Genomic DNA, 24981 nt, shown 5'->3' with positions numbered 1-24981 from the left:
GGGCGAACGGGGAAGGCCGTAGGGTGCGACTCCGAGGAATGAGGAGGCCATGAACCAGCAGATACCCAAGGACTGGCGGCCCGGAGTACGTATGCGGCGGGTGGGCCGCGAGCTTCGGAAGTGGCGCGACCAAGCAGGTCTGAAGGCCACGGACGTAGCACGCCAGTTGCAGTGGGCTCCGTCCAAACTCAGCAAGCTGGAACATGCCGCGCAACCCATCCAAGGTGTCGATGTGCTGGCGCTTGCCATCGTCTACGGCGTGCGGGAACCGGAGCGCGAGCGACTGTTCACCGCAGCCGCGACAGCGAAGGAACCTGGCTGGTGGAGCGAGTACGAAACCGTGCTGAGCCCTGCCGCTGCTGACTTCGTGGAACTTGAGTCGGAGGCATCACAGGAGCGCACTCTGCAAACGCAGATCATCCCCGCGCTCTTGCAGACCGATGAGTACTCGCGCGAACTCCTGCGAGGTGCCGTACCGCCGCCTACGAGCTCCACCATCGAGCAACGTGTCCAGGTCCGGGCGACGCGACGAGCACGGCTCCATGCTGCCGAGGCCATCTCAGTCGACGCGGTCATCTGGGAACCCGCACTCCGCATGAGCATTGGCGGGGCCAGGGTTATGCGTGAACAACTACGTCACCTGGTCAGCCTGGCCGACTTGCCCAACGTCACGATACGTATCGTCCCAGCGAACGCGGGCTCCTACCCAGCCCTCGGTTCGGCCTACGAAGTCCTCAGCTTCGCCGAGGACCACTTAGGCGACGTCGCGTATCTCGAAAACCTGACGTATGGCGTCTACCTCGACCTGGCAGAGGAGGTGCGCGCCTTCAGATCCCACTTCGAGGGAGCCGCGAAGTGCGCACTAGGTCCAGCAAGCTCGCGGACGCTGCTCGTCGATCTCGCAAGGGGGTAGACGTGCCCGCCTTCCGTACGGAAAATCAGTTCGTTGACCACGTGACCACACTTGGAGAGTTGATGAGTTCGATACCCACCCCTGCGATGTCCTGGCGGACGAGCAGCCGGACCAATGCGAACGGGGGCACGTGCGTGGAGATCGGACGAGCGGCGAACGTGGTGGGCATCCGCGACACCAAGAACCGCGACGGCGGAACCCTTCACCTCGACACCACCACCTTCACCACCTTCCTCGACGCCCTCAAGCAGGGCCGCTACTGAGCCGGCGGGCGGCTCGACGGTTCCTGGCGAGCCGCCACTCGGACCTCCCCGAGCTCGCCCTACCCGGCCGGCTCCCGCTCCCCTACCTTGTCGTCACGTCTCGGCTGCCCGTGCGGGCTTGAGTCTCACGCCGCTTGAGACCCGATAGTGGGCGCCGTGAACGAGAACGCGCTGTACTCCGTCGGCGACGTGGGGCGTCACCAATCAAGTCCTGTCGCCTCCCGCGTGAGCCAGGCTGGGACGCCCTCACCGCGAAGCTCCGGCACCACGGTCGATTCCTCCTCCTACAAGGCGTTCGAACGCATCTGGCGCGACTGGCGAGGCCATGCACCTGCGACCTGGCGAGCGAACCTTGACGCCGCTGTCGTGCCGGAGTTCTCCGACTGCAACACCCGCAAGCGATACTCGTTCACCAACTCCTTGCTCTGCGATGACAACCGCTGGGCGGGCTCGCGGCGGGCTGTCTCAGTGCTCGCCGCGTGACAATCTCGGCAAGCCCAGCCGGAGCGGTACGAAACCCTCACACGCTGGGCGCGGCTGCTTTCACCAGCCAGAAGCACACTCCGAGTTCATCGTCCTGTCGTACGACGGTGTTGGAGGCGTTCGCCTCGGCGGGAAGGTTCGCGAGTGAATGTTCGGCGACCTCGACCGCGAGCACCGCATCGGCAAGTTCGCGGTCGTGCTCACGCAGCGCCTCAGCCGTCTCCCCGTGCGCGGCCCAGGAAAGCACGATCCGGTCGGTGACCTCGAACCCGGCTTCCTTCCGAACCGTCTGCACCAGCCGGATGACCTCACGGGCAAGGCCGGCCCTGCGTAGCTCGGGTGTGATGGTGATGTCCAGCGCGAGCGTCACGTCCTGCTGGCTGGTGACCGCCCAGCCACTACGAGGAACCTCGGTCAGGGACACCTCGTCCAGAGAGACCACGACCTCCTCCCCGTCCAGATTCACCGGTGCCTGGCCGTCAGCCTTCAGGCGTTGAGCGAGTTCGCTGTCCTCCGCGGTGGCGATGGCCTTGGCGACCTGCTGGGTTCGGGAACCGAACCGCTTACCGAGCGCACGGAAGTTCGGCTTCACAGTGATGTCGACGACCTCCCCAGCTTGGGCGAGCGGGGTGACCTCGCGAACATTGAGTTCCTCGGCGATCTCGGCAAGCAGCTCGCTCGGCAGTTCGCGGGTCCCCGAGCCACCGACGAGCGCGCGGCGCAACGGCTGACGCACGCGGACGTTAGTGGACTTGCGCACCGCCCGGCCGACTTCCACGAGTTGGCGCGTGATCTCCATGTTGGCGCGCAACCTGTCGTCGGCACGAGTTGGGTCCGGAGATGGCCAGGTGGCCAGGTGGACCGAGTCCGTGGTCGAGGGGTCACCGCGTTTGATCGCGTGTTGCCAGACCTGCTCGGTGATGAACGGCACGAACGGGGCGAGCAACCTCGTCACGACGTGAAGACATTCATGCAGGGTCGCCAACGCGTTGGGGTCGCCGTTCCAGAAGCGGGCGCGGCAGCGCCGGACGTACCAGTTCGACAAGTCGTCGACGAACTGGGCGAGGACGCGCCCGGAGCCTGCCGTGTCGAAGTTCTCCAAGGCCACGTCAACGCTGGCTACCACGTGGTCAAGCTCAGCTAGCACCCACCGGTCGAGCACCGGCCGATCGGCCCGATCCGCGGTGTGAGTGCTCGGCGTCCACGAGCTGGTACTAGCGTAGAGGGTGAAGAACGACGTCGTGTTCCAGTAGGTCAGCAGGACCTTGCGGACGATCTCTTCCAACGGAGTGTCCCCAACACGGCGTGGAGACCACGGCGAACCGGTGCACAGCATGAACCAGCGCAGGGCATCGGCACCGTGCTTTTCCATGAACGGAATGGGCTCGATGATGTTACCGAGGTGCTTGCTCATCTTGCGGCCATCCTCGGCCATGATGTGCCCGAGACAAACCACGTTCTCGTATGAGGAGCGGTCGAACACCAACGTGCCAATGGCCATGAGGGTGTAGAACCATCCTCGGGTCTGGTCGATGGCCTCGCAGATGAACTGAGCGGGGTATCCCTTCTCGAACTTGTCGACGCTGCCCTCGACATAGGGGTAGCCGATGCTGGCGAAAGGCATGGAACCCGAATCGAACCACGCATCGATGACCTCGCTGACCCTGGTGGCCCGCACGCCGCAGGTGGGACAGGCGAAGGTCACGTCGTCGATGTAGGGACGGTGCGGGTCGAGGTTCGACAGGTCCTTGTCCGCTAGTAGTCCGAGTTCGGCGCGCGAGCCGACACACGTGAGGTGTCCCTCCGGGCACTGCCAGATCGGCAGAGGCGTTCCCCAGTAGCGGTTGCGCGACAGCGCCCAGTCGACGTTGTTGTTCAGCCAGTCGCCGAACCGCCCGTGCTTGATGTGCTCGGGGTACCAATTGGTGCGCTCGTTCTCCCGCTGCAACTCGGCGCTTTTGGCGGTGGTTCGGATGTACCAGGACAACTGGGCGTAGTACATCAACGGGGTGTGGCACCGCCAGCAATGAGGGTACTGGTGTTCGTAGTTCAGCGCCTTGAACAACAAACCGCGCTGTTGGAGATCAGCGACAAGAACGGAGTCGGCGTCCTTGAAGAACTTGCCGCCAACCAGGCCAACATCGGCAAGAAAGTGCCCGTCCGGGCGAATCGGGTTGACGACTGGCAGGTTGTGCCTTCGGCACGCGGCGAGGTCGTCAGCGCCGAACGCGGGCGCCTGGTGCACCAGTCCGGTGCCATCTTCGGTCGTCACGTAGTCGGCAGGAATCACGAAATGGGAGTCCGGGATGTCAACCAACTCGAAGGGCCGCTCATAGCGCACTCCTTCAAGGCTGCTTCCCGGCATGGACGCGAGTACTTCGGCTTCGTCGCCGAGCACCGTGGGAAGCAACGGCTCAGCGACGACGAACGTGCCTCGTTCAGTGCGTGCTACCACGTAGGTGACCTCGGGGTGCACAGCGACGGCGGTGTTGGATACCAACGTCCACGGGGTGGTCGTCCACACCAGGAGCTCCACGCCGCTGATGCCGTTCAGTTCACCGACGATCGGCAGCCGCACGTACACCGAGGGGTCGATGATCGGCTCATATCCCTGGGCGACCTCGTGATCCGACAGCCCGGTGCCGCAACGCGGGCAGTATGGCTGCACGCGATGGTCTTGGACGAGCAGGCCCTTGTCGTTGATCTGTTTCAGCGCCCACCACACGCTGTCGACGTACTCGGGTGTCATCGTCCAGTACGGATGGGCCATGTCAACCCAGTAGCCAACGCGCTCGGTCATCTCCTCGAACTCGCCGATGTAGCGCTGGACGGACTCCCGACACCGGGCGTTGAACTCCTTGATGCCGACCTTCTCGATGTCCTGTTTGCCGGACAGACCGAGTTCCTTCTCCACCGCGATCTCGACCGGCAGCCCGTGGCAGTCCCAGCCGGCACGGCGGGTCACGTGGAAGCCCTTCATGGTCTTGAACCGTGGAAAGATGTCCTTGAAGACGCGGGCCTCGACATGGTGTGTGCCCGGCTTGCCGTTCGCGGTGGGCGGCCCCTCGAAGAACACCCACTCCGGGCCGCCCGCGGTCCGGTCCACACTCCGGGCGAAAATGTCCTGCTCACGCCAGAACGTCAAGACCTCGTGGTCGACGGCGGGCAACTCCACCCGAGAGGGCAGCGGGGTGTAAGGGGACTGATCGGACAACAGGACTCCTCCATGCCGAGCCAGCGGGTAGGTACGGCTCGTTCCAGGGTATCGACCTGCCGTTTGTAGCTCGGATGCGTGTCCGCCCTCGTGCGGCTCTGGACCGGCACACGTCCTCCGCGTGCCCCGTACGGACCATCATTAGCTCACAGCATCACGCGCTGTGAGCTGGTTCGCCCACGAAAATACGCATGTTGGTGCCAAGATCCACCTGCTAGCATGAGCGTTACTCAACGCAACTGATTTGTACACATGCTGCAACCAAGGCTGCGCGCAGGCTGCGATCCTGCCCGTCGAGAGGTTCTGGGATGACCAACGTACAGACTCAGTCCGCCCCTACCGCGCCACGCTCGGAGAGCGCGTCAAAGATCTGGGAAGCCCAGATCATGACCGCGAAGGGCATGGTCTCGGTCAAACGGTCAAAGAAGTCGGCCCCGTACGCCATCCAGCAGAACAACTGACTGTAGAGGGCTCCCGCGTGCCATCAGTGACCAAATACGCGCTGTCCCCGCTGGCCACGATCAGCCGCGCAGCCCCCGACGGCCGCGTTGTCATCCGGGGAGGGTCGGGCTTCGACCGGCAACGGGTGGACATCGACGGCCAGGGCGAAGGACGTTCGGCCTTCGTCACTTGGATTTTGGCGCGGTCCGCGCCCGCGACTCACGGCGAACTGATCCATTCCCTGGCGTCCTCGCTTGAGCTTCACCCGGCCGACGCAGGTGACGTAGTCGGCCAGCTCATCGAAGCTCACGTACTCGTCGACGCTATCGACGTGGACGAGTTGGCTTACGCATTACGGCGCTGGGATGCGCACGGCTGGGACGATGCCGCACTGTTCCACTACGCCACCTTCGGGCAGCCCTTCGACCCGGACACCCTCGGGGATGTCAGCTACGAGGACTACTACCGATCGATCCTCGAAGACCTGTCGACGGCTGGACCGCAGCCGCCAACGCGCAAACCCATGTTGTCGCCACGGCCGGAGTTTGACCACAACGCCGCTACCGGAAGCACTGTGTCATTCGCAGATGTGCTGGTCAAAGCCGGACCCATCAACCGTTTCGAAGAACGAGGGGTCGGCCTGGCCGAGCTGCAAGCGGTTCTGTCCGGGGCTTTCCAAGCTCAGCGCGTCATCGGCGGCATCCTCGGCGAGCACCTGCTCAAGCCCTACCCCTCCGGGGGCGCGCGGCATCCGCTGGAGGCGTACGTCATCGCCAAGTCGGTATCCGGGCTGCCCGCCGGCGCTTACCACTTCGATGCCGTCGACGGGACCTTGAGGGAGCTCGCGAACAGTGGCGCGATCACAGGCATCGATACCGCTTGCTTCGGCAAGGGTGGCATCGTCACTGCGTCCGCCGTGCTGGTGATCACCAGCCGGTGGCCCCGCCACAACTGGAAGTACCGCTACTCACGCTCCTACCGCATGGTCTTGCTCGAACTCGGCCACGCTATCCAAGCGATCCATCTGTCAGCACGGGCCAACGGACTCGGCGCCTACCACTGCCCGTCGATCAATGATGCGGAACTACTTCCGCTTCTCGATCTCACCGACGACTGCGCCGAAGGGCCGCTCTACGCGATCGGCATAGGCAAGAACGGAATCCGTTAGTGACTCACACCGTGCCCGACCGAGACACGACCCTGCACCTTCCGCCCAATCTTTCCGTCCGGCGGTCCTACGACGGGAGAAGTGGATACCAGGTCACCTGGGGACAAGGGTCCAAGCGCGAGCACTTCCAGACCCACTCGGCCGAACTTGCCGCATGTCTGGCGACAATGCCGAGCTCGCTGACGATCGAGGAAGCCAGTTCCCGGCTGATTACGGAACTCGGATTGAACCGTGACGCAGCCGTCGATCTCGTCAGCGACCTGATCAGCTACGGCTACTGGTCACCCACGCCCCAGCCCCTCACGGCAGGTGAACAGCTCTGGCGCGACGTCGAATGGGATGACGCCCTTGAGTTCCACATGGCGACCCGGAACATGATCTGGAGCCATGACTACTCCGGCAATCCCAAGGTCATGACTCGATACCACGTCGAGCATAATGTCCAGCCCGAGTCCGACCCACCAACCCGGTATACCCCAAGTGTGCAGGCAACGGTCGTCCTGCCAGAGCCAGCCGTGCCCGATGTGGCCTTCGAACAGGTCGTACGCGAACGCAGGACAACCCGCGACTTCCGGGACACGGTGATCACGCTTCAGGATCTCTCGACACTCCTGGCGTGGACGTTCAAGCCGCAGTTTCCGGTGGAGAAGCCACAGTACTACACCACGCAGTCCTACAGCCGTGGAACGCCTTTCACGGCCTACGTCATCACAGGTGGGAGCGGATCGCCCGCTGAACTCGAACAGGGCTTCGGCGTGTACCACTATGACCCGGAACACCATCGACTCGGCCTGGTCAGGCAGGCCGACGATCTCGATCAGCTCGATGCGTTGCTGTGGCGGCAGAGCTACGTCAACCACGCACCAGTCATGCTCGTGGTCTGTGCCGACTGGCCGCAGTTCAGCTGGAAGTACCGCTTTTCGCGCGCCTACCGCTTCGTCTATGCCGAGTGCGGCGCGTTCATGCACACCGCTCTGCTCGTCGGAACAGCGTTGGGACTCAAGAGCTTCCAGACGCCAGCGATCGACGACCGACGCATGTGTCACACGCTCAACGTGAAAGACCACGAAGTGGGACCGATCTACATCGCCGCATTCGGGCGCGGTCGGTAACGTCCCCTCCCCGTGACTTCGCCCCGGCACTCCTGGCTGCCGTCGACCGCTCAGCCTCCGACCGCCCTCCCGGCACCGGCTGCCCGTGCTGGCTTGAGTCTCATGCCGCTTGAGACCCGATAGTGGGCACCGTGCCCCCACCGGAGCCGAAGCCCCGTGCCACGGCGAGCCACGGGTGCCCCGAGGACTGACGGGGTGGGTCGCGGAGCCACCGGGGAACGCCCTGTCCCGCGAGGCGCCGAGCCCGGCTCCACTTGAACCGGGTTCGAGGGCGGCACCACCTCCTCACGGGCTTTTCCGGTGGCCGCCCTGGCCAGTCTGGCCGCGCGGTTCCGCACGGCGACCTGATGCGCCACGGGGCATCGACCCTGCTGGGCGCCACGCCCCGCCCTGGTCCCGGCACGGTGGGAGATGCGGCCGCCGGCGCCGGTGCGGAAGTGTCGGACTGCGTACCTCGTCCCCGCACCGCCTGGGGGTAGGCGCACGGCTCCACGGCGCTGACAGGACACCGGGTACCACCAGAACCAGCAGGGGACTCATAATCCCTTGGCCGTGGGTTCGAGCCCCACCTGCCCCACCACCCGTGACCAGGGAGAACGATCCAGGTCAAGATCATATGGGTCGTCGGCGTCCATGACCTTCGCCCGGAACTCCTGCCTACCGTCGTCACCTGGCGACGACCAGGACAGGACGAGCACGCGGCAGCATCCAACAGCGCGACGGCTCCTCGCCGGTGCGGCCTTCCCCGGAGCGGATCCGGTGACGGGCAGAGACCGCTGTTCCCCTCCCCGGCCCGTGCGGGGTGCTGGCCGAACAGCACAACGCGGGGGCGGACCGGATACTCACCCGACTGCTGCTCCCGATCAAAACGGACACGGAATGCTGGAAGTCCGCACCAGCTTCGGGACGAGCGAAAGAGCGGCCAGGGAGAAGACCGCCAAGGCCCACTAGACCGCCGACTGGCACTCGATTCAGTAACCGTATCGCTCCTGGGACACCCGGAATCGGGCTGTGCGACGCTGCGAGAAACCTGGCAACGAGTTCAGCAATAATTACGCGACGCAGCCTCGTCTCGCCCCTACTCCCCCCGCCGCGATTGCACACACCGCGACGAACGAACGGCCCAGCACTGGCCAACCCAACCCCCATACATGCCCTTCGCTACTACTCCGCAACCGAGCTGCTCTCAGCGGGAGTGGATCTGCGCACTGTCGCCGGACGCCTGGGGCATGGAGGTGGTGGAGCGAACACACTCCGCGTCTACGCCGCCTGGGTTGCCGGAACCGACCGCAAGGCAGCCGAGATTCTGGGCAGCCGCCTGCCCAAACGCACGTCATTGCCCTCGTCCGAATAGCAGGGCCGACGTGCGGGTACACGCAGCAACCACGCCGCCGGGGAGTTCGGCAGGTGGCACCGCTTGTTCTTCCACCCGGTAAGCGTGTGAGAACCGCCGCCTTTCCCTTCTTTCCGCCAGCTCCCCGCCGTGCTTGCGGACCCGTAAGCTGCCGAGCATGACGAGGCGCCTGGACTGGAAGACTCACGGACAGCGCACGGTCTACGACAACCGGTGGGTGAAGCTGGATCTAGTCGAGGTCGAGCCGCCGGACGGACGGCGCTTCGAGCACCACGTGGTGCGGCTGAACCACGTCGTGGTTGCCCTGGTGGTGAACGAGCGCGACGAGGTGTTGACCCTGTGGCGCTACCGCTTCGCCGTGGACCAGTGGGGCTACGAGGTGGTCGGCGGCCTGGTGGAGCAGGGGGAGGACCTGGCCACCACCGCCGCACGGGAGGTGGAGGAGGAGACCGGCTACCGACCCACATCGGCGCCGGAGCACCTGGTCTCCTTCCAACCCCTCCCCGGGATGGTCGACTCCCCGGTGGACGTGTTCGTGATCCGGGGCGTGGAGAAGGTCGGTGAGCCCACGGACGCGGAGGAAGCAGCGCGGATCGAGTGGATTCCGTTGGACCGACTGGTGGACCTGGTCGGGCGAGGCGAGGTGCTGGGCTCGGGTGCCATCGTGGCGTTGCTCTACTACGCCGCCTCCCGGCCCGGCGGGTCAGTCCCGCCCGCCGCTGGGTAGTTCGAGCGCGGCGAGGCGCTGCCGTTGCCGGTCCGACCCGATCTGGGAGGCTAGGTGCTTGGCCTCCCGCGCGTGGCGTAGCGCCGACTCGCGATCACCGGCGGCAGCGTAGGCGTAGGCGAGGTCGACCAGCATCCCGGTGTGCCCGCGCACGGTCCTGCTGCCGGTGTCCAGCTCGCGTACCGCGCTTTCCAGGTGGTTGATCGTGTCCTGATCCCCAAGGCGCAGCAGGGCACTGCCCCGCCACCGGGCGAGGTGGCCGCTGTTGAGCAGCAGGAACGGCAACTGGGGGTCCACGGGGTCGGCTGGCAGCAACTCCGCCGCCTGGTCGAAGGCTCGGAGCGCGTCGTCACGACGACCGGCGGCGGCCAGGCCCTCCCCGTGGGCGGCGGCCAGCCAACTCGACAACAGTGGCGCGACGTTTCCGGCCGCGACATCCCGGGCGTAGGCCATCAGCTCCACCGCCTGGCCGATCTCTCCCAGGTCGATGAGGATCACGGCCTGCTGGGCGGCGGCGTGTGCGAGCAGGTGCGGTGCTTCGGCTTCGCGGGCGGTGACCTTGGCGTCCTCGTGGTAGCTCCAGGCCCGCAGCGCTGAGCCCCGGTCCAGCGCGGTCCACCCCGCGAGGGTGCGGGCGTCGGTGAGGATCGCTGAGAGCCGGCGCCGGTGCTCGCTGCTCACGCTGAACCCGCGCAGCTTCTCCATCTGCCGCACCTGGGCATCCAGTTGGTCCAGGACGGTGAGGGCACCGAATTTCAGGTCCGCGCTGCGAAGGTCGTTGATCTGGCGTTGGAACAGCTCCAGAGTGGAGGTGTCGAGGTTGCGGGCGAGGCTGAGCCGTTCGCGGAGCTCCTCGGTGGCCTCGTTCACCGGCGCGGCGGGAAACCCGAGTTCCTCGTTGCTGCGACCGTAGATCTCACGGAAAAGCCGTTGGTAGTCCGGGTTGGTCACCTGGTCGTGCCCGTTTTCCCAGCGGGAGAGCATCACCCGTAGCGCGCTCTCCGAGGCGACCGCGATGTTGAGCCGGTGGGCGCGGCCGGTGAGCAGGCGGATGACGCTCTCCTGGGTGCGCCCCTGTTCCCGGCGGACGGCGCGCAGCTTGCTGGGCGGGCGGGTGTGGTGTCGTCCCGGCATGAACCCTCCGGTGGGTTTACGCGTTCTGACCTGCGGAGTTAACTCGACGTAACTCGCGTCGGGTTACGTTCCGACACTGATGTGAACCCCTTTTGGAATGGTCATCTTGTGTCATGCAGAGCACGACGGACCCGAGCCCAGGCCGCACTCGACTAATCACCCTTGCCAGTCGAGGAATCGCGCTTCTTCTCGACATCAGTCAGCCGGGAAGTCAGCAACCCGACTTGAGCTCGCAACCCTCGCAACTCCCGGATCACCATTTGCAGCAGGGGAATCAGAGGATCCTGCGCCGGCTTGGCCGAAGGGTTGTAAGGGGGAGGCGTCTCCCCATGAAGAATCGCCGTCAGATGACGGGGATGCCAATCCAAAGCCAACGAAAGCGCTTCCAGCGTCCTAGGGTTCCGTCGTCGCTCAATACGAGCCTGCTGAATCTCCCGCACAATCGCCAACGACACTCCCGATTTGTCGGCGATTTCCTTTTGCTTGAGAGAAAGCTCCCGAGCGCGGGCGTTCACCGCGTAAGCGACCGCGACCCAATCCTCCGCCACTTCAGCCTCCGTGCGTGATTTTCAGCGCTGACGTTAGCGACCCAGGGTGCTATGGGTGCAATTGCGAACGTCAATCAGCGGCCAAGAAGGTGGAATAACAGCTGAGGTCAGCGGATTAGCAAGGAGTAGTGACGTGAATACTTCGAGTAGCAGTTCGGGGACGCTTTGCCTGCCGTGCCACTCGGTCTCTGTAAGCGTATCGGCGCCGCGAGCCGATGTGTTCACCATCCGCCACCCAGTGGGCAACGGAGGGTTATGGCCACGGTCATTCCGCATCCGAACCCGCTACGTGGTGCCGGTCCGGGCGGTGGAGGACCTCGTACGGCGCGCTGTCGACTCGGGCGGCGTGGTCGACGTGTCCCAGGTGGCCGCCAACCGACGCGATGCCCGCGACTTCCACCGGGCCGGGGGTGCCGCGTGGTGAACGAGCCGGCACACGAGCCCCAGCCCCTCCACGACGTCATCGAGCAGCTCACCGCCTACGCCACCGTGCCGCACGAGGTGCTGTGGCGGGCAGTCACCGACCAGGGCGCGTGCATGGACCCGCACGGCGACGAACCAGCGTGGTCGACCTTCACCGGCGAGCCGGACGCCGACCGCGCCCTGGCGGCCGCGATCTGCGCCGGTTGCCCGGTGCGCCTTCCGTGCCTGGAAGTCGAACTCCGCACTGCCGGGTGGACCACAACCGGCGTGTGGGGCGCGCTGTCCGAACACGACCGCCGCGAGGTGTACCCGCACTGGCGGGAGAACCGGGAAGGAAACGGAGATGCTGGCTGAGCTGAGCACGCTACACCTCCTGGCCGGGGCAGGGGTGGGACTGGCCGCCGTGATGCTGTGGCGCGCCGGCACCCGCCGGGGGAAGGCCGTCGCCGAACGCGCGCACGGGCGGGTTCGCCTGCTGTCCCTGACCGGCCGGGTCGTGGTCAGCGCCGCGCTCATCGTCCTGACCCAGTGGACGGTGGTGGCAGCGCGGGTGGACACCTCGGTGCTGCTGGTCGTCCTGGGAGTCCCGGCGCTGTTCGCCGGTTACACCCTGACCCGCGCGCTGACCGTCACCAGCAACGACCTCGACCGCCGGAAGGACGGTCGGCACCGATGAGGAACCGATCCCGATGGGGAGCACGGGTGGTCGCCACACGGCGGCCACCCGCCACCCCCACCCCACCGAGAGCCGGCCGGGTCGTCGTCGACCTCCTGGGCGTGCTGGTGTCCCTACCCCTGCGGTTCCTCCGCGCGGTGGGGCGGGGAGCGCTGGCCGGAGTGCGGGCCTGGCGAGCCTGGGTTGGTGTCCGCGACTACCGCCGTGCGGCCGAGCAGGCGGACAAGCTGGCGGAGAAGTACCGCGACATCCGGGAACTGTCGCTGCTGCGCTGGCGGATCACCCTCACCGTCCTGGCACTGCTCCCCGCCGCCGCCGTGGTCGTGGACCTGCTGTGGGGAGCCACCGGGTCGTGGGTGGCCGCGGTGGGGTGCGCGGCGACCCTGTCGTGGTGGGGGCGACGTCGCGAGGGACAGCCGGGGCGCGCGACGGTGTTGGCTGGCCGGCGGGGCTTGGCGTGGACCTGGGACCCCGGGCCGCTGGCGGCGGCGTTTCGGGACGCCAAGCTCCTCGGCCGAGACGAGATGCTCCAGGTGGTGCACCGGATGCGGCGCAGCGGCGCCGGGTGGGCGGTGACCATCGACCTTCCCGCCACCCGCAAGGCCACCGACGTGCTGCACCACCGGGAGGCGTTGGCGTCCGCGCTGGCCGTGGACGAGACCCAACTCGTGGTCGAACGCGTTCGGGGCGAGGCTGGGCACGCCGGCCGAGTGGCGCTGTGGGTGGCCGATCGCGACCCCTACGCAGGGCCAGCCACCGGGACGCCCGTTCTCGCGGTGGCCCAGTGGGACGTGTGGCACCCGGTGCCCTTCGGGGTGGACGCGCGCCAGCGGCAGGTGGATCTCCCGTTGGTGTGGACCTCGCTGCTGATCGGTGCGCTCCCTCGACAGGGGAAGACCTTCGCGGCGCGAGTCGCGGTGTCCGGCGCGATCCTCGATCCGCACGCCCGCCTCTACGTCGCCGACTTCAAGGCGGGCAAGGACTGGGATGCCGCCGCGACCCTGGCTCACCGGTTCCTCTCCGGTGACGACCACAGCGACGTCCACGACCTGATCGGCTGGCTTGAGGAACTCGTGCGTGATGTCCAGGACCGCTACCGGCGGATGCGGCAGCTTCCCGACGACCGGTGTCCGGAGTCGAAGGTGACCCGGGAACTGAGCCGAGACCCGGCACTGGCGATGCCGGTGAGCGTCGTCCTGATCGACGAGGTGCACGTGCCCCTCGAACACCGGGAACCGCTCGCGGTGCGGGACCGCGCCACCACCACCGGGGAGCACGTGGCCGAGCTGCTGACCTGGCTGGCGAGGAAGGGGCCGGCGGCCGGCGTGGTGCTGGTGCTGACGACCCAGCGTCCGGACACCCGCACCATCCCCTCCGGCCTGCGCGCGGTGTTGGGTTCCCGCTTCGCGCTGCGGGTCATGGACTGGCGGGACAGCAACATCGTGCTGGGAGACCAGATGCACTCCCGGGGCTACGACAGCAGCCGGCTGTTGCCCGGACACAAGGGGGTGGGCATTCTCCGCCCCGACGCGGAGGAGACCGAGAACGGCGAGGCTGTCGCGACGACCGTGCGAACCTACTACCTCGCTGACGAGGACTGGCGGATGCTCTGTCGGCGGGGCCGGGTCGTGCGGGAGAAGCTCGGCACCTTGACGGGACACGCCACCGGCGCACGCCCGACCACCGCTCCCGCAGGAACGCCCGCACGGTCTGGGGACACCGGCTCAACGGCTCCTCCGGAACCGTTGTCCGCCGTGCTGGCCTACCTCGACAACTCTCCGGAGGACCGGGAGTTCGTCGCCACCGCCGAACTCGTCAACGCCCTGCGCGTCGACCCCGTCCGCTTCGCCCAGCAGTTGCGGGACTCGGGCTGCCGCCCCACCCGGTACCGGGTGGCCACCGCCCACGGGAACCGGCAGGTGCGCGGCTACCGGATCAGCGACATCCGAGCGGCCGCCGCCACCGCCCGAACCACCCCGTCCTCCGCCACGGGGCAGGGGACGGGATGAAACCTGGGAGGTGTCACGGCGTCACAGGGCGGCCCGTCACACCGAGACAGGGTGTGACGGGCCGCCCACCGCGCTGACCAGCATCTCCCCACGCTGTGACGGGTGTGACGGGTCCAACGGACGTCTGTCTGATCGCGCGTTCTCAGTCCTTCCGGCAAGGGTGAGTGCCGTGTTCGGAGTCCGTCACACCCGTCACCACGGGCAGGATCGCGGTGGCGATCTGGTTCTGCGCGTAGGGCCGCACCAACCCCGCGCTGTCCACCTCCTCGGCCTTCCACGCCAACCGGACCGCCGCCCCGGACGCGGTCGCCCGCGAGACGAGTTCCGGCACGCTGACCGACCTACGATCACCCCGATGCCGGCCCGCCCGCCGGAGCCACCGCAACCACCGCCGGATCACCGCGAGCCGCCCAGTTCGAGGTTCGGTCCAGGGCTGCGGGCCAGGCAGGCGTTGCACGGCATCCCGGTGATCCGCCACAAGGGCTCCACCGTGTCCACGTCGAACCGGTGCCCGCAGTAGGCGGTCAGTGCCCGGGGTAGTGGGACATGCCGGTAGATGGGGATCAGATGACAGGTTCGGCGTGTTTCCCCCACCAGACCTGGTAGCAGCCGAACGATGAGCAGGATCGGGTCAGCCACGGCGACCGCCGTCCCGCGTCCAGCCCCGCAGCCAGCCGAGCGGCCCCCGTCGCGGAGGACTCGGCGGTCGAGCCGCAGACCGGGCGGCTCGGACGGTGTTCAGGCACCGGCCGCACAACGGCAGCGGTGGGCTGATCAGAGGGGCGGCAAGCAGCGTGACCCCGCAGACGGCCGTGTAGCTCCCGGCCTGCCGCCCCTGGGCGTACTCCTGGTCGGTGACGGCGTGGTCCAGACCGTCCGAGAGGCAAGTCACCCATGTTGTCCACAACCGCTCCACTCTGCGGGCAGCGGTCTCGTCTCCTGACACCCCGACTCCTCCTGTCACAAGTACGAGCAACAGCAGAAGTCAGCGTTGATCACACTACTTCGACAGGAAACGACCTGGTTGCGACCTTTCGCGCCCTCTGACGACCTATGCTGTTCAGCGCTGATCCCCTGACCCGGAAAGGCAGGCAGCGCGATGGACCGAATCACCGGCACGGGTCGAACCGTCATGGGTGAGCTGATCCGCCAGCGCGGGCAGACCGCGGAGGAGTTCAGCGAGGAAGCCGAACGCTTCGCCCGACAACACGGCATCAACGCCACACTGAGCGTCCGCCACGTCCAGCGCCTGTCCAGTGGACGCAGGGCCGACGGAAGCCCCCTGGGACCGCTCCGCCCCTCCACCCGTCGCCTGCTGGAGGCACTCTTCGAACGATCCGTGGACGAACTCCTCAGCCCAGCGCACGAGCCGGTGCGACACGAGGCGAACCACGAGGAGGCCGCCGAGGAACTCCGAGCGCGCCTCGCCCGCGCCCGAAGCCTGGATGACACGTCGCTTGCACTACTCCGCCAACGTCTGGAGATCACCCGCACCCTCGACCGTCAGTTCGGAGCGTCCTTCCTCCTACCCGAATTGCGAATACAGATCAGCCACCTGGAAGCACTACTGAGAGACCTTTTCAACAGCAGGAAACGACGACAGCTGTCACGGATTCTGGTAGACGCACTGACCCTCGCGGCCTGGCAGTCACTCGATCAGGGAGACATACGCGAGGCGTGGGACCACTACAACCGAGCTCGTGCCGTATCCCGCGACGCGGAGGACCGGTCATTGGAGTCCTTTGCTCAGGCCAGCCAAGCGGTCGTGCTCCTGGACACGGGAGACATCGATCTGGCTACCGAGATGACCGCATCCGCATGCCATCTCGCCGCCACCAGGACCCCTCCGTTGCTGGCCTCCTGGCTCGCCGCAGCACACGGAGAGGCGCTGGCCAAGAAGGGAGAAACCGATTCGAGCATCAGGACTTTCGACCGCGCGGAGAGCCTGCTACCCGATAAACGAAATCAAGCCGAGACGCCGTTCATCGTCTATGATCGATCCCACCTGATTCGCTGGCGCATATCCGCCCTGAGCTACCAGAGCCAACACGTATCCCTGGACCTCCTCAGCAGCACGAGAGCAGGCATGGACCGGACTTTCCAGCGGGCGTACGTCTCGATCTCGATCAATCTCGCTCAGGCGTACCACGACGATGGCTACTACCAAGACGCACAACGGGAGTCCGAGGAAGCGAGGAAGGGCGCGGCGCGACTCGGATCAGTCAGGCTGCTCACGTCCGCGCAGAAGCTGGATCTTCGTGTGAGGCGGGAGCTTCCCCTTCGGCGTGGTCGCCGGGTCGGGAGTGCCGGTGCCGCCACCTGTCCATGAACTTGTCCATGAACGTGCTTTCAGGGGAGCCTTCAGGGCGAGGGACCGCGCACTCAACGCCTCCGTGACCTGCACAGTGCAACGATGCGGTGTGATTTCAAACACTCATAATCCCTTGGCCGTGGGTTCGAGCCCCACCTGCCCCACCACCCGTGACCAGGGAGAACGATTCAGGTCAAGATCATCTGGGTCGTCGGCGTCCATGACCTTCGCCCGGACTCCTGCCTACCGTCGTCACCTGGCGACGACCAGGACAGGACGAGCACGCGGCAGCATCCGACAGCGCGGCGGCTCCTTGCAGGTGCGGGCCTTCTCCGGAGTGGACCCGGTGCTGGGCAAGGACCGCTATCTCACTCGGACCGTGTGAGGTACTGACCGAGCAGCACGACGAGAGGCGGACCGGGTACTCACCCGACTGCTGGCTGAGATCGACCGACAGCGCAGCACCCAAAGCTCCATCACCTTCGCGCACGTCATCTCGGAATGGCTTCGCACCGCCGACGTCGAGCAGAGCACACGCGACGGCTACCAGGGTTACGTGGATCGCACCATCGGCCCGGCGGTGGGAGACGTCCCGCTCACCAAGCTGACCACCCGCACCCTGGAGAACCTCTACGCGGAACTCCGGCGGTGCGGGAAGCTCTGCGGGGGCGAGCACTTCGTTGAGCACAAGCGGAAGGCAGCTCACGACTGCCAGCGCCTGCACTGCTCCCGGCACGAGTACAAGCCGATGGCGCCGGCGATTGGTCAGATCCCCTGAGTCATCGGTCGTTCGTTGGCCTGCCCAGAGGTGGGCAGTTGACCACTGTAGTTGGGACTGGTCATTGCTGAGGGCATGGTGTTTGGTGGAGCACCGCTACCACAAGCACTCCTTAGATGTTAACTTGACAAGAACTCGTCGAGCACCCAAGGAAAACATGCCTGTTGAGGCGGTATTAAACCCAGTCAAGCAGCGTCGCGCGGAGCTCAGCATCACACAGCAGGAAGCGGCGCAACGTTCGGATGTGTCGCTGGCGACGTGGCGGCGCTTCGAGAACACCGCGACTGCCGCCAACGCGCTGGATGGGTTCCGGCCAGACAATCTTCGCGCGTTTGCGCGGGCCCTCAAACTCAGTGTCGCGACCCTCCGGCAGTTGATCACCGCAGAACCCGTTGGGGATACAGGTACAGGCGTCAGCAACGGCCCGGCAATTGTTGACCGGCAGACCGTGGAGATTGTACGACTGTTCAATAATTCGTTCACCGGCTAACTCCTGTCGACGCGATGGCACTGTCCACGACCATAGATGTCTCCGATTTTGCGCCCAGCCGAGACGGGGAACTGTGCCTGAACATTAGTCTTGGTGGCTCCTTCGCCGCGTACCTCAAGGGCGAGGCGGCCATCCGAGACGTGGACCTGCTGCGCGATCTTCCCGAAATCGCACTCACCCAAGTCAATAACCACTGGCTGGTACGCATGGGCAAACGGATCATGCGTATCGGCAGCGAGCTTAGCAGTGTACGGATTCCTCGTCCGATTTGCCTGGCTGACGAGTACGCGCTGCGGATCGTCATCCTGAATACCGAGCCACCACAGCTCGGCGATCTCGACGACATCTTCCCCGGGCTTCGCACCGCCGAAGACCTCCACGGGTGCGACCCGGACATCGACGACCCAGACGACGATGCTGCGATTCGCGATGAATGGATGAACCGCATGGCGGATGGCCTGCTTCCGTCGGAGCACGAGCACGACCACCGTCGCTATGACCTGCTGATCATGGAGACATTTGGGCAGGGCGTCTACGCCCTTCCGACCCGCGTCACCGGTGCGCTGGTTCGAACGCGACGACTTACGCGAGCGATGCGAATCGGAGCTGGCCTTCGTCCGGCTACCGAAATCCGAGCGGGACGGCCAGGCCGCCACAGCACTCCGTCGGACTATGGATGCACTGTTTCCTGTCAGGCTCAACGAGACACCATAGCCAAAACGGTGTCAACCGTAGCGTGACCTGCTTCAGGATTGCTCGTTCCGGCCAGCTTCCCACCAATCCAGGCCGTTCCGTCACCCTAGTACGCCTATGACCAGCAAAGGGCGTCGAGTTTGTCATGGCGCAGAATCATCACCAACAAAGCACAGCGCGCATCCTCAACATGACGAGGCGTGTGCCTGGGTTCCGATGCCATTCGAGGCATAACGCGGCGCTATTTCCTCCATCTGCTCGATCACGAGCGAGATGGCTTCTTGCTGCTTGTCTGGCGGGTACCTGTACTTCACGAGCAACCGTTTGATCGACGATCGGAGCTTGGCGCGGACGTCGTCTCGCACCGTCCAGTCGGTCTTGACGTCGCGTCGCATGACCGCCACCAGTTCGCGCGCGATCTGGGCAAGCACATCGTCGCCCTGCAATTTAACGGCGGACTCGTTAGTGCTGACCGCGTCGTAAAACGCCAACTCGTCGTGGGACAGGGGCGGATTGAAGTGCTGGCCACGGTTGCCCTCCGCGGCGACTTCCTTGGCCAGTTCGATGAGCTCGGCGATCACCTCGGCCGAGGTGAGCTGTTGATTAATGTACTTGCGCATCAGCTCGGCGATTCGCTCGGAGAACGCTCGTTGACGCACGACGTTGTGCCGCGTGACGTGATCCGACTCCTCAACCAGCAGCGCGCGCAACGCTTCGATGGCGAGGTGAGGGTTCGACGCCGATTGGGCCTTGAGCTGGAACTCCGGCCCCAGGTCGGACAGCGACGGCTTCGGCAAGCCAGCAGCGTCGTAGATGTCGATGATCTCACCGGACGCGGTTGAGGTGGCCACCAGCGCGGAGAGCATCCGCTGGATCTCCTCCGGCACGGGCTTGCCCTCGGCCTGCCGCTGTTGGGCGTCGAACTTGCCCATCCACACGCGTACTTCTTCGTAGAACCTTGCTGTGACGCGGAGGTGTTCGAGAGTCTGGTTGCCCGAACACAGCGCCCACGCACGGGCCAGTTGGTTGGCCAACTTCCGGAAGCGGTCGCCGAGCGTTTCCTCGCCTTCCGGCACCTGGTTACCGGGGGTGGTGGGTGAGCGCAGGTAGTTGGTGAGCCCGTAGGCGGCCTTGACCCAGCTCTTCGGGCCTCCATCCAGCTTCGTCCGCCAGGGATAGCCGGCGCACAGTTCGGCGAGGGAGGCGATGAGCGTGGTGGTGAGGTCGACGGCCTCGTCGACGTGCTTGCCGACCGGTTTCTTGGCTCTGTCTGTGTCGGTGTACTCGGCGAGCGCCCTGCTCAAGTTGTCCGCCAGCGGCGCGTAGGCGACGAGCAGGCCGTCCGGCTTGCCGCGGAAGGTGCGGTTCACCCGCGCCAGGGTCTGCATCAGCAACGCGCCCTTGAGAGGGCGGTCGAGGTACAGCGTGTGCAGCGGTGGCGCATCGAAACCGGTGAGCATCATGTCCTTGACCAGGACGATCTGAAGCTCGTCGTCGGCGTCGCGGAGCCGCTTCTGGATGACCTTGTTCTGCCCGTCACGCCGGACGTGCTTGGCCACCGGCATGACGTCCTGAGCCGAGCCGGAGTAGACAACCTTGATCACGCCCTTGTCGACGGCATCGTTGTGCCAGTCCGGCTTGAGCTTGATGATCTCGTCGTAAAGGTGGGCGCAGATCTCTCGGGTCGCGCCGACGATGAACGCCTTGCCGGGGGAACCGATGAACTTGCGCATCTGCTCCGAGCGGGTCTCCCAGTGCGCGACGATGTCGGCAGCCAATGCCTCCAACCGTGCGGGAGCCCCGTACACAGCGTTGATCACGGTGACGGACTTCTCGATCTTGGCGCGTTCCACCTCGTCAAGCCCAAGAGTGGCCTCGTCCGCGGCGCGGTCGAGGTCTTCTTCGCTGACGTCCTTGGTCAACCCGACCTTGATCAGGCGCGGCTCGAAGTAGACCGGGACGGTGGCACCATCGTCGACCGCACGGGTGAGGTCGTAGATGTCGATGTAGTCACCGAACACCTCTCGGGTGTTGCGGTCGTCGAAGGAGATCGGTGTCCCGGTGAACGCGATCAGCGCGGCGTTGGGCAGCGCGTCCTTGAGGTGCCGGGCGTAGCCGTCGAGGTCGTCGTAGTGGCTCCGGTGGGCCTCATCGGCGATGACGATGATGTTGCGGCGGTCCGACAGCAGCGGATGATCCAGCCCAGCGTCCTTCTCGGCCTTGCTGAGACCGAACTTCTGGAGCGTGGTGAAATAGATGCCACCCGTCGCCCGGTTGGCCAGCTCCTCGCGAAGCTGCGCGCGGGTCGTCACCTTGATCGGGGACTCGCTCAGCAAACGGGACCGGTTGAACGCTTCGTACAGCTGCCCGTCGAGTTCCTTGCGGTCGGTCACGACGATGATGGTCGGGTTCTTGAGCTTGGGCTGCGCGGCCACCAGGTGGGCGTACAGCTCCATCTCCATCGACTTGCCCGACCCCTGGGTGTGCCACACGACCCCGGCCTTGCCGTTGCTCTCCACAGCGGCGGCCGTCGACCCAACTGCTTTGGTAACCGCGAAGTACTGGTGCGGCTTGGCGATCCGCTTCGCGTACCCCTCGGCCCCGCCGTCGAACGCGGTGAAGTTCCGCTGCAACTGGAGGAACCGCTCGGGGTTGAACACCCCCTCAATCAGAAACTCCAACTCGGTGCCGAGGTGCACGTCATCAAGCGGTTCGCCGAGCTTCACCGGCTTGCCGTCGTCATCGACGTTCCAGGGCGAGTAGTGGTTAAGCGGCGTGAACGGCGTGCCGTAGCGGGCAGTGATCCCATCGCTGATCACGGTCACCACGGCGAACCGGAACGCCATTGGGAACTCGCGCAGGTAGGTCGCCAACTGGGCATGCGCAGCGTCGAGATCGGCCTTGGCCGCGCCCGCCTGCTTCAACTCGAAGACCGCGATCGGCATGCCGTTCAGGTAGAGCACCACATCGAAGCGACGCTCAACCTCCGCCGTGCGGACGGTGACCTGGTTGACCGCGAGCAATTCGTTGTCGCCGACCTGGTGGCTGACCAGCCGGATCGTTGGGTTCTGTTCCAGGCCGTCGGCGTCGATGTAGCTGATCCCGCGGTAGCCCTGAGTACAGATCTGGTGCAGCCGATAGTTCTCCGCGATCGCATCCTGCGAGGTCGGCTGGACGATCTCCGCCAGCGCCTGCTCCAGGTATTCCGCCGGCACCTGTGGGTTCAACTCCCGCATCTTGGCCAGCATCCGCCCAGGAAGCACGACGTCATCCCAGGACGTCCGACCATCCTCGGCACCCGGCGCGATGGCGGCACCTGGGAGCGACCGCCACTCTTGCTCGGCGAGCGCTTCCAGCGCGACACTCTCCCAATCCGCCTCACTGAATCCCGGCTTCCCCACCATCACACGACCTCCTCCACGACCTTCTCTGCTTCCCTCACGTGGATCTTTCCGGACATCAGCAGCGGCAGCAGCTCATCGCGTGTAGCGGCGAGCCAGCGGTTTTCCACTGTTGCCGCATGTGACCGCTTCCGCAACGGAAATGCGATGGATTCGAAGTGGTCCCATTGGTCATCGCGCAATGCTGGGACTGGGGCTTCGTTGAACCGATCTACCCGTACAGCGGGATATGCGCTGCCCTCGGCGACTCCTTCCAGGTACTGGACAAACTCCTCTCGCCGGGAGCTTTCAAAGGTGCAAGCGATTCGGCCTTTTTTTGGGGACAGTACGGCAAGTCCTGTTGAACCCACCAATAGCGGGTCGTCATCCAAGACGAGTGCATGCGATTTACGGTTAGGACGTACTGTTGACCACACGGTGTCACCTGCCTCTATCGCACGGCGGGCTCGTCCGGGTGCCTCTTCCCAGTTGGTTACCGGAGGGAGGTCGTAAGTTCCTGCGGCCACCGCCGAAATATCCAAGTAGCGCAGGTTGCCGCCAAGCACGGGCCGCCTGACGCTAGTGCTCACTGAGGCGATCTTCCGCAGAGTTTCAAACGCGGCACCTTCGCACAATCGATCAAGCTGGCAAGCCAAGTAGTCGTTGACTGCGTGGACGAGTCGGCTGTTGGCAGCGATCTTCTCATCGAGTGCTCCCAGGACCTCGGCGATCGCGTATTGTGCAGACAATTTCGGATGCGGCACTAGCAAACGTTTTACGGTTGCTACAGGTTGAGCGATCCCCGGAACACCAACAGTCGATGCATTCTCAAGTATTGACCGTTTCCCAACTGGAGAGGAAAACCAGTAGTAATAGAACTCCGGGACTGCCCTGTCGAAGGCCAGGCGAACCTTAACGTGACTTGTCGATGCTATATAGCGCTCGTAAGCTGGCGTTCGGGGAATCATTGAGACTTGCCCTACACTTCCCCGGTGCGTGACAACCAAGTCGCCAGCCTTCAGCTCTGCGCCTGGCATCCGATTTGCCAGTCCATCTTCAATGAAGACAAAATCGTCATCGTGAAATATTCCACGAGCAAGGTTGACTCCGCGCACGACGGGCACTCCCTCGGGCCGGTAGTCCTCCTTGAGGATCGCGGACCCGTACGGCTTGGAAATCGCACTTTTCTCATTAGCGGCGAGTTCTTCGAGTCGAACCATGGTCCAGTCAGCCATTGATCCGCTCCAGTTGCTCGCGGACGACCTTCTCCAGACGTGCCGAGTCGTCGAAAGCGGTCATGAGTTCCTTAGTGAGGCGTTGGATCTTGTCGTCGATGGGCTCGCCATCATCTTCGACTTCAGCGGCTCCGACGTAGCGACCTGGGGTGAGGGCGTAATCGGCGGCCTTGATGTCGGACAGGCCAACTGACTTGCAGAAGCCGGGGATGTCTTCGTAGGTCAGGTGCTTCTGTGCGGCGGAGCGGGTGCCACGCCAGGCGTGGTAGGTGTCGGCGATTTTGGCGATGTCCTCGTTCGACATGGCGCGTTCGGCGCGGTCGACCATGTAGCCGAGTTCGCGGGCGTCGATGAACAGCACTTGACCGGATCGGTCCACCGCGCCGTGCTTGCCGGCGCGCTTGTCCTTGGCGAAGAACCAGACGCAGACCGGGATGCCGGTGCTGCGGAACAGTTGCGTCGGGAGCGCGACCATGCAGGAGACGAGGTCGGCCTCGACGATCTGGGCGCGGATGACGCCCTCGCCGTTGGAGTTCGACGACATCGAGCCGTTGGCCATGACCACACCCGCGCTGCCGCCGGGTGCGAGCTTATAGAGGATGTGCTGAATCCAGGCGTAGTTGGCGTTGTTGGCTGGTGGGACACCGAACTTCCAACGGGGATCCTCGACGTTGCGGGACCAGTGCTTGATGTTGAACGGCGGGTTGGCCATCACGTAGTCCATCTGGACATCCGCGTGCTGGTCGCGGGCGAACGTGTCGCCCCACCGCGCCCCGAGGCCCTTGTTGTCGATGCCGTGGATGGCGAGGTTCATCTTCGCCATCCGCCAGGTCTCCTCCAGGCTTTCCTGGCCGTAGATGGCGATGTCCTTCGGGTCGCCGTTGTGCTCGTAGATGAACTTCTCCGTCTGGACGAACATGCCGCCCGAGCCGCAGCACGGGTCGTACACGCGCCCGCGCGCAGGCTCCAGCACTTCGACGATCACTCGGACGACGCTGGGCGGGGTGAAGAACTCGCCGCCGCGCTTGCCCTCCGAACGGGCGAAGTTGCCGAGGAAGTACTCGTAGACCTCGCCCATGAGGTCGCGGGCGCGGTGCTCGCCCTGGCGGCTGAACCTGGTGCTGTTGAACAGGTCAATCAGCTCGCCGAGGCGGCGCTGGTCGATGTTGTCCTTGTTGTAGAGGCGCGGCAGCGTGCCCTGCAACGACGGATTGGCCTTCATGACGAGATCCATCGCCTCGTCGATGAGCTGGCCGATGTTCTTGGTGGGTTCGGAGCCTTCGGCGGGCTTGCCCTTGGCGTACTGCGCGAAGTACTTCCAGCGGGCGGTGGGCGGCACGACGAAGACCCCGTACCCCTGGTACTCCTCGGGGTCGTCGATCAGGTCAGCGATCTGCTCTTCGTCGTAGTCCTGTGCCGTCAGATCGGCGTGGATGGCCTCACGGCGTTCGTCGTAGGCATCGGAGACGTACTTGAGGAACACCAGGCCGAGGATGACGTCCTTGTACTGGTTCGCGGACAGCGAGCCGCGGAGCCGGTCGGCGGCCTTCCAAAGGGTGTCCTTCAGCTCCTTCATCGTCGATGGTGCCGACGGTTCCTTCTTCGTGCGGGGAGGCATGCTGCCTGTCC

The 24981-nt window shown here is 65.2% G+C and carries 23 protein-coding genes and 1 tRNA gene; 15 read left to right on the top strand and 9 right to left on the bottom strand.

What is annotated here, in order from left to right; all coding sequences use genetic code 11:
- Positions 1-49: 49 nt before the first annotated feature.
- The 3 genes from C1701_RS16965 (at position 50) to C1701_RS27605 (ending at position 1659) form a co-directional block, all read left to right on the top strand.
- Positions 50-913 carry a helix-turn-helix domain-containing protein gene (locus tag C1701_RS16965; RefSeq protein WP_103056221.1) on the top strand — a complete coding sequence of 288 codons (864 nt, stop codon included), beginning with the start codon at positions 50-52 and terminating at the stop codon, positions 911-913.
- A 62-nt stretch (positions 914-975) separates the two neighbouring features.
- Positions 976-1176: a DUF397 domain-containing protein gene (locus tag C1701_RS16960; RefSeq protein ID WP_103056220.1), complete on the top strand. Its 201-nt coding sequence runs from the start codon at positions 976-978 to the stop codon at positions 1174-1176.
- A gap of 156 nt (positions 1177-1332) precedes the next feature.
- A complete protein-coding gene (locus tag C1701_RS27605; protein ID WP_337661767.1) occupies positions 1333-1659 on the top strand; it encodes a hypothetical protein in 327 nt (108 codons plus the stop codon).
- A gap of 37 nt (positions 1660-1696) precedes the next feature.
- On the opposite strand, the gene ileS is transcribed toward C1701_RS27605, so the two are convergent.
- Positions 1697-4873 carry an isoleucine--tRNA ligase gene (ileS, locus tag C1701_RS16955; protein WP_337661766.1) on the bottom strand — a complete coding sequence of 1059 codons (3177 nt, stop codon included), beginning with the start codon at positions 4871-4873 and terminating at the stop codon, positions 1697-1699.
- 487 nt (positions 4874-5360) lie between these two features.
- Here ileS and C1701_RS16950 point away from each other — a divergent pair, with 487 nt between their 5' ends.
- From C1701_RS16950 to C1701_RS16935, 4 genes are all read left to right on the top strand, one after another.
- Positions 5361-6482 (top strand): SagB/ThcOx family dehydrogenase, encoded by a 1122-nt coding sequence (locus C1701_RS16950; RefSeq protein WP_103056218.1) that lies wholly within the window; start codon positions 5361-5363, stop codon positions 6480-6482.
- The gene (locus C1701_RS16945) at positions 6482-7594 is read left to right on the top strand and encodes a SagB/ThcOx family dehydrogenase (protein WP_103056217.1); all 1113 of its coding nucleotides are present in this window, start codon (positions 6482-6484) and stop codon (positions 7592-7594) included. Before C1701_RS16950 ends, C1701_RS16945 begins: the two co-directional genes overlap by 1 nt.
- A 472-nt stretch (positions 7595-8066) precedes the next feature.
- Positions 8067-8174: transfer RNA gene (locus C1701_RS27600), tRNA-Ile, on the top strand.
- Between the two features lie 931 nt (positions 8175-9105).
- Positions 9106-9675 (top strand): NUDIX hydrolase, encoded by a 570-nt coding sequence (locus C1701_RS16935; protein WP_103056216.1) that lies wholly within the window; start codon positions 9106-9108, stop codon positions 9673-9675.
- On the opposite strand, the gene C1701_RS16930 is transcribed toward C1701_RS16935, so the two are convergent.
- Entirely contained in the window at positions 9652-10809 is a 1158-nt protein-coding gene (locus C1701_RS16930) for a hypothetical protein (protein ID WP_103056215.1), read from the bottom strand. The two genes, C1701_RS16935 and C1701_RS16930, sit on opposite strands and share 24 nt — an antisense overlap.
- 152 nt (positions 10810-10961) lie before the next feature.
- Complete coding sequence (locus C1701_RS16925) at positions 10962-11357, bottom strand: helix-turn-helix domain-containing protein (protein WP_103056214.1); 396 nt, start codon at positions 11355-11357, stop codon at positions 10962-10964.
- Positions 11358-11777: 420 nt separating this feature from the next.
- Between C1701_RS16925 and C1701_RS16915 the strand changes: the two genes are divergently transcribed.
- Genes C1701_RS16915 through C1701_RS16905 form a run of 3 tightly spaced genes read left to right on the top strand, consistent with a single transcriptional unit; the run spans position 11778 to position 14465 of the window.
- Positions 11778-12134, top strand: coding sequence for a WhiB family transcriptional regulator (locus tag C1701_RS16915; protein WP_337661765.1), 357 nt, complete (start codon positions 11778-11780; stop codon positions 12132-12134).
- Positions 12124-12456, top strand: coding sequence for a hypothetical protein (locus tag C1701_RS16910; RefSeq protein WP_103056212.1), 333 nt, complete (start codon positions 12124-12126; stop codon positions 12454-12456). Before C1701_RS16915 ends, C1701_RS16910 begins: the two co-directional genes overlap by 11 nt.
- Before the next feature lie 26 nt (positions 12457-12482).
- Positions 12483-14465: an FtsK/SpoIIIE domain-containing protein gene (locus C1701_RS16905; protein WP_337661764.1), complete on the top strand. Its 1983-nt coding sequence runs from the start codon at positions 12483-12485 to the stop codon at positions 14463-14465.
- Between the two features lie 142 nt (positions 14466-14607).
- Here C1701_RS16905 and C1701_RS16900 read toward each other — a convergent pair whose 3' ends face one another.
- From C1701_RS16900 to C1701_RS27595, 3 genes are all read right to left on the bottom strand, one after another.
- Positions 14608-14796, bottom strand: coding sequence for a hypothetical protein (locus C1701_RS16900; RefSeq protein WP_337661763.1), 189 nt, complete (start codon positions 14794-14796; stop codon positions 14608-14610).
- 65 nt (positions 14797-14861) lie between these two features.
- Positions 14862-15104: a hypothetical protein gene (locus C1701_RS16895; protein ID WP_245533498.1), complete on the bottom strand. Its 243-nt coding sequence runs from the start codon at positions 15102-15104 to the stop codon at positions 14862-14864.
- Complete coding sequence (locus C1701_RS27595; protein WP_337661762.1) at positions 15097-15357, bottom strand: hypothetical protein; 261 nt, start codon at positions 15355-15357, stop codon at positions 15097-15099. The genes C1701_RS16895 and C1701_RS27595 overlap by 8 nt, the downstream gene beginning before the upstream one ends.
- A gap of 240 nt (positions 15358-15597) precedes the next feature.
- Between C1701_RS27595 and C1701_RS16890 the strand changes: the two genes are divergently transcribed.
- From C1701_RS16890 to C1701_RS27585, 5 genes are all read left to right on the top strand, one after another.
- Entirely contained in the window at positions 15598-16794 is a 1197-nt protein-coding gene (locus C1701_RS16890; protein WP_103056209.1) for a hypothetical protein, read from the top strand.
- A 202-nt stretch (positions 16795-16996) separates the two neighbouring features.
- Positions 16997-17161: a hypothetical protein gene (locus C1701_RS27590; RefSeq protein ID WP_337661761.1), complete on the top strand. Its 165-nt coding sequence runs from the start codon at positions 16997-16999 to the stop codon at positions 17159-17161.
- Positions 17162-17209: 48 nt separating this feature from the next.
- On the top strand, positions 17210-17554 hold the full coding sequence (locus C1701_RS16885; RefSeq protein ID WP_103056208.1) for a hypothetical protein: 345 nt from the start codon (positions 17210-17212) through the stop codon (positions 17552-17554).
- A 157-nt stretch (positions 17555-17711) separates the two neighbouring features.
- Positions 17712-18044 carry a helix-turn-helix domain-containing protein gene (locus C1701_RS16880; protein WP_103056207.1) on the top strand — a complete coding sequence of 111 codons (333 nt, stop codon included), beginning with the start codon at positions 17712-17714 and terminating at the stop codon, positions 18042-18044.
- A 14-nt stretch (positions 18045-18058) separates the two neighbouring features.
- On the top strand, positions 18059-18784 hold the full coding sequence (locus C1701_RS27585; RefSeq protein WP_337661760.1) for a hypothetical protein: 726 nt from the start codon (positions 18059-18061) through the stop codon (positions 18782-18784).
- A gap of 138 nt (positions 18785-18922) precedes the next feature.
- Here the strand turns inward: C1701_RS27585 and C1701_RS16870 are convergent, their stop codons facing one another.
- The 3 genes from C1701_RS16870 to C1701_RS16860 are packed head-to-tail and all read right to left on the bottom strand — an operon-like array spanning position 18923 to position 24928.
- Complete coding sequence (locus tag C1701_RS16870; RefSeq protein WP_103057074.1) at positions 18923-22141, bottom strand: type I restriction endonuclease subunit R; 3219 nt, start codon at positions 22139-22141, stop codon at positions 18923-18925.
- The gene (locus C1701_RS16865; RefSeq protein ID WP_103056205.1) at positions 22141-23352 is read right to left on the bottom strand and encodes a restriction endonuclease subunit S; all 1212 of its coding nucleotides are present in this window, start codon (positions 23350-23352) and stop codon (positions 22141-22143) included. The genes C1701_RS16870 and C1701_RS16865 overlap by 1 nt, the downstream gene beginning before the upstream one ends.
- Complete coding sequence (locus C1701_RS16860) at positions 23345-24928, bottom strand: class I SAM-dependent DNA methyltransferase (protein WP_443098123.1); 1584 nt, start codon at positions 24926-24928, stop codon at positions 23345-23347. The genes C1701_RS16865 and C1701_RS16860 overlap by 8 nt, the downstream gene beginning before the upstream one ends.
- Positions 24929-24981: the final 53 nt, after the last annotated feature.

Origin of the sequence: Actinoalloteichus sp. AHMU CJ021, assembly GCF_002895405.1 — a bacterium.
GTDB lineage: Bacteria > Actinomycetota > Actinomycetes > Mycobacteriales > Pseudonocardiaceae > Actinoalloteichus_B > Actinoalloteichus_B caeruleus.
Note: the sequence above shows the minus strand (reverse complement) of the source record. Positions and strands in the feature narration are given on the sequence as shown.

Excerpts from the sequence above, each read along its gene's own strand:
- C1701_RS16910 (WP_103056212.1), top strand. The coding sequence starts at position 12,124 with ATGCTGGCTGAGCTGAGCACGCTACACCTCCTGGCCGGGGCAGGGGTG.
- C1701_RS16965 (WP_103056221.1), top strand. The coding sequence starts at position 50 with ATGAACCAGCAGATACCCAAGGACTGGCGGCCCGGAGTACGTATGCGG.
- C1701_RS16930 (WP_103056215.1), bottom strand. The coding sequence starts at position 10,809 with ATGCCGGGACGACACCACACCCGCCCGCCCAGCAAGCTGCGCGCCGTC.
- C1701_RS16890 (WP_103056209.1), top strand. The coding sequence starts at position 15,598 with ATGGGTGAGCTGATCCGCCAGCGCGGGCAGACCGCGGAGGAGTTCAGC.
- C1701_RS27590 (WP_337661761.1), top strand. The coding sequence starts at position 16,997 with ATGACCTTCGCCCGGACTCCTGCCTACCGTCGTCACCTGGCGACGACC.
- C1701_RS27585 (WP_337661760.1), top strand. The coding sequence starts at position 18,059 with ATGGCACTGTCCACGACCATAGATGTCTCCGATTTTGCGCCCAGCCGA.
- C1701_RS16865 (WP_103056205.1), bottom strand. The coding sequence starts at position 23,352 with ATGGCTGACTGGACCATGGTTCGACTCGAAGAACTCGCCGCTAATGAG.
- C1701_RS16880 (WP_103056207.1), top strand. The coding sequence starts at position 17,712 with ATGCCTGTTGAGGCGGTATTAAACCCAGTCAAGCAGCGTCGCGCGGAG.
- C1701_RS16935 (WP_103056216.1), top strand. The coding sequence starts at position 9,106 with ATGACGAGGCGCCTGGACTGGAAGACTCACGGACAGCGCACGGTCTAC.
- C1701_RS16960 (WP_103056220.1), top strand. The coding sequence starts at position 976 with ATGAGTTCGATACCCACCCCTGCGATGTCCTGGCGGACGAGCAGCCGG.
- C1701_RS16870 (WP_103057074.1), bottom strand. The coding sequence starts at position 22,141 with ATGGTGGGGAAGCCGGGATTCAGTGAGGCGGATTGGGAGAGTGTCGCG.
- C1701_RS16860 (WP_443098123.1), bottom strand. The coding sequence starts at position 24,928 with ATGAAGGAGCTGAAGGACACCCTTTGGAAGGCCGCCGACCGGCTCCGC.